The sequence below is a fragment of the Ilumatobacter nonamiensis YM16-303 genome (genome assembly GCF_000350145.1).
In the GTDB taxonomy this organism is placed as follows: domain Bacteria; phylum Actinomycetota; class Acidimicrobiia; order Acidimicrobiales; family Ilumatobacteraceae; genus Ilumatobacter_A; species Ilumatobacter_A nonamiensis.
Window position 1 is genome coordinate 1 of the sequence record NZ_BAOL01000378.1, and the last position, 484, is coordinate 484.

The window sequence follows — 484 nt, forward strand, 5'->3', positions numbered from 1 at the left end:
GCGGGAACTGTTCACGAGAACGGGTTGGGTGCGGGGTCAGACGCCGACGAGTTCGCGATCCGACTCCGGGTCGAAGTCGTCGTCATCCTCGGCGGTGGCCACGGCGTCCGCCGCTTCGAGTTCGGCCATGAGGTGTTCGCCTTCGATGTCCACGTTCGGGATGATCCTGGCGAGCACCTTCGGGAACCACCAGGCGGCCCGGTCGAGCAGCGACATCGCCGCCGGCACGATGATCATGCGGACCACCGTGGCGTCGAGGAACACCGCCGTGGCGAGACCGACCCCGAACATCTTGATGATCGGATCGTCGCCGAGCACGAACGCCGCGAACACGCTGATCATGATCAGTGCGGCGGCGGTGATGACACGGGCCGAACTGGTCAGACCGGAGACCACGGCCCCCTTCGGGTCCTTCGACTTGGAGTAGTCCTCCTTGATGCGGCTCATGATGAACACCTCGTAGTCCATCGACAGCCCGAACAGG

The 484-nt window shown here is 64.7% G+C and carries 1 protein-coding gene; it reads right to left on the reverse strand.

Annotated features, from left to right (window positions below; translation table 11 throughout):
- Positions 1-36: 36 nt before the first annotated feature.
- A partial coding sequence (locus ON45_RS20710) for an MMPL family transporter (protein ID WP_148288815.1) occupies positions 37-484 on the reverse strand: 448 nt, incomplete at its 5' end.